General features: G+C 26.4%; 4 protein-coding genes. All 4 read left to right on the top strand.

What is annotated here, in order from left to right:
• Window positions 1-234 precede the first annotated feature (234 nt).
• Entirely contained in the window at window positions 235-654 is a 420-nt protein-coding gene (locus FQU21_RS17125) for a hypothetical protein (protein ID WP_147679228.1), read from the top strand.
• A 92-nt stretch (window positions 655-746) separates the two neighbouring features.
• On the top strand, window positions 747-1949 hold the full coding sequence (locus FQU21_RS17120; RefSeq protein ID WP_147679227.1) for a 6-bladed beta-propeller: 1203 nt from the start codon (window positions 747-749) through the stop codon (window positions 1947-1949).
• 1 nt (window position 1950) lies between these two features.
• Window positions 1951-2523: a hypothetical protein gene (locus FQU21_RS17115; protein ID WP_147679226.1), complete on the top strand. Its 573-nt coding sequence runs from the start codon at window positions 1951-1953 to the stop codon at window positions 2521-2523.
• 37 nt (window positions 2524-2560) lie between these two features.
• Window positions 2561-3381 (top strand): signal peptidase I (lepB, locus tag FQU21_RS17110; RefSeq protein ID WP_147679225.1); only part of this gene is annotated, 821 nt, incomplete at its 3' end.

The following is a 3381-nucleotide window of genomic DNA, read 5'->3' as shown; positions in this document are numbered from 1 at the left end:
GAGAAATCAATAAAAATAATAAACCTCTAAGCATTTATGTTAAAAAATATAATCACAAATTGTTTAACTAAAAATTCATGCCAATGACATAAATATAAATGATACCCAGAGGAAGTCTTTAATTTTTAGGCTAAATAGTGTTTAAAAATAAAACACTATTTAATATTCTGTAAAAGTAGTATTTCCTCAAAGACTTTTTGAGAAATAATTTAAAATTTAATAAAATTTAATAAAATGAAGAAAATAATAAGAATTTTAGGTTTAACTATTTTAATGGTAACTGTAGTCTCTAATTTGACTGTAACTTCAAGTGAAAACAATTCGGATATTAATTTAGCAGCTTTGTTTCAAATGGATTTTGCTAACGCAGAAAGCGGTGATGCTGCAGATGACTGTGCTAAGTATCAAAGAAATTGCGATAACGATGATGATTGGGGCGATTTTTGGGACGACGTTTTTAATTCAGATTATCAAGAAGAATACCAACAATGTATGAACTCTCAAACAAATACTGGAGGTGGAAGTGTTAGTGGAAGTACTGGGCCTACTGGAACAAGTGGATCAGCATCTGGGAATGGTTCTAGTACTACTGATTATAATGATGAAAATCAGTTAGTATGTTCGGGTGGAAACAACGAATATTGTGCCCCCTGAGCCATGTTCTTAAAATTATCAATAGGTTGAGAATCAATTTACCCGCTATCTTTAATATTTAATTTAGCGGGTAAATTTTAATAAAAATAATAATGAAAAATATAACATTAGTTTCAATTATTTTATTAGGTCTGTTAATTTTTGTTAGTTGTGGAAATGATTTTAAAAGCAAAAAAATTAATATGATGGCAAAATATAATATTGATATTAAAGATCCTTCAGGAAAAGAAAATGAACAAAGCAATAGAATAGGCGATTATATAGATAGCTGTTTTTATGTGAAATTGCAAACGGGTAAAAACAATTACATGGGGCAAATAAAGAAAATATTAATAGCTAACGATACTATTTTTATCAAAGATAAAAATAGTAAAAGTATTTTTATTTACACCATGGAGGGTAAGTTGATAAAAAAAATTAACGATGAAGGTAGAGGTCCAAATGAGTATAGTTCCATTACCGACTTTACCATAGATTGGACCCATAATAAATTAAAAATATATGATGATAGAATGAGAAAGCAAATTTCATATAACTATGAAGGTAATTTTTTATCAATAAATAAGGTTAAAAATTATGCCAGAAATATTAGTTATGTAGGAGGTGAGAAATTTGCATTTTATAACAACTATAATGGACTTGTAGGTGATGATAATCATAATTTAAGAATATCTGATCAATCTGAAAAGAATATAGATCGTTATTTTCCTTATGATAAAAAACTAACAAGTAAGACGGTACGCGGTAAATGGGATTATTTTTGGACATCAAATGAAGTTGATGTTAATATGGTTAAGTATTATGATAATAACATTTATAGATTAGAAGGTAGTACTATTTACCCTAAATATCATTTTGACTTTGGTCAGTTTAACTTGCCTCAAGACATAATCTTGAATTCATTAAATTCAGGTTCAAATTATGTACATTCATTATCTAATTTATTCGAGTCCAAAAACACATTAACAGTTAATTACCTATTTAAAAACAGTAATATCCTTTTGTTTTACAACAAAAACACTAGTAACATGGTTTTTCCAAGATCTAGAAACTGGGTTAATGAGACAAATTTTAATCAGTTGTTTTTTCCAAATTATGTATTAGGTTGTTACAAAGATTATTTTATAGTAGCTATTCCTAGCGATTTAATACCCTCATTCATAGATAGACAAGAAAAAATACTGGCACCTAAAGATTCTAATTATTTCACGAATTTGGAGCATGTGAAAGATTTAAAAAATATTAATAGTATGGACAACCCTGTGTTGTTTTTTTATAAAATGAAAGATTTTTAGAATGAAAAAAGTAGTAATCATTACAGGTGTACTAATTTTATTAACAAGCTTATATTATAATTTTAGACATACTTTTAAAAAAGAAAATGTTAATAAAAATGAAGCTAAAAACACTTATTTAACAAATAATTTGTTTGTCAATTATAAGTATTCAGACTTAAAAACAAAAGATATCTTTTTAGAAAATGAACAAGATGCAAAAGTTAAACTTTCTAGTCTTGTTAAGGATAATAACACCTTAGTGTTTAGATTCACCGAGTTAAATTGTAATTTATGTTATGATGCTGTATTCAAAGTGCTTGAAAAATTTAAAAATGAAAAAATATTAATAATTTCATCTTTTAAAACAAAAAGAGATTTTCATTTATTTAAAGAAGATTTAAACTTAGGAAACAAAATTAATATATATAATAATTCTTCGTTTGATTTTAATAAAAATTTGGATAATTTTCATGTTCCTTATTTTTTTATATTGAATCAAAGTATGAGATTATCAAATATTTTTATGCCCGAAAAAAAAGATCCTAATACCATTGTTAAGTATATAGATCTATGCTTAAGCAAAAAGGAATAACACCCTTTGAGACGGTTAAAAAATCTTATTATTATTAATGTTTAACTTCTTTCAAAAAAGATTTTGGGGTCTTAAAAAAACTTATTGTTTTGCCTTAACACCTCTCCTATTTGTTTTAATATTAGGAGAATTATGGCATTGGATAGTTATATTATTGTTATTTACATTATACCTTATAATTATTAGAATTTTAAGCTTAGTAAAAAACGTTTATTTTAAAAAAATACTTAAGGTTTTTTTTAATTTTGTTTTGTGCTTTTCAATTGTTTTAATCTTTAAAACATTAGTTTTTGGAGTTTTCAAAATCCCCAGTTCCTCCATGAAAAATACTTTGTTTCCCAAAGACGTTATTTTAGTAAATAAATTAAAATACGGTCCTCGATTACCACGTTCGCCTTTTGATATTCCCTTAGTTAACATAGGATACTATTTCAATGAAAATGCAAAAAAACGTTTTAAAGAGTATTGGTGGCCTTATAAAAGGTTATCTGGCACAGCTTCAATAGAACAAGGTGATGTTATCGTTTTTAACTCCCCTTGGGAAAAAGACTTTATTTTAGTAAAACGCTGTGTGGCCATCTCTGGTGACACGTTGCATATAGAAAATGGCATAGTTTATACTAACGGTAAAGTTTTTAAAGTTAACACTGAAAAACATAAATATAAGTTTGAAATAATAACCGAGAAAAAGGCCTTTCGTAAAACATTAAATGAACAGGGTTTGAGTCATGTTAATTTTATGAAAAGTAGCAGTGAGCATATGTTAAAAGCTAAATTATCTCAGAATGAAGTAGACATCATTAAAAACATAGAAAGTGTTAAGAATTTTCAGTTGATATTAGATACTTTTAAACCAGA

The organism is Algibacter pacificus (assembly GCF_008033385.1).
GTDB lineage: Bacteria > Bacteroidota > Bacteroidia > Flavobacteriales > Flavobacteriaceae > Algibacter > Algibacter pacificus.
This window is presented reverse-complemented; position numbering and strand designations above follow the sequence as displayed.

What these genes read in the sequence shown, in the direction of transcription:
- FQU21_RS17125 (WP_147679228.1), top strand. Translation starts at nt 235, where the DNA reads ATGAAGAAAATAATAAGAATTTTAGGTTTAACTATTTTAATGGTAACT.
- FQU21_RS17120 (WP_147679227.1), top strand. Translation starts at nt 747, where the DNA reads ATGAAAAATATAACATTAGTTTCAATTATTTTATTAGGTCTGTTAATT.
- FQU21_RS17115 (WP_147679226.1), top strand. Translation starts at nt 1,951, where the DNA reads ATGAAAAAAGTAGTAATCATTACAGGTGTACTAATTTTATTAACAAGC.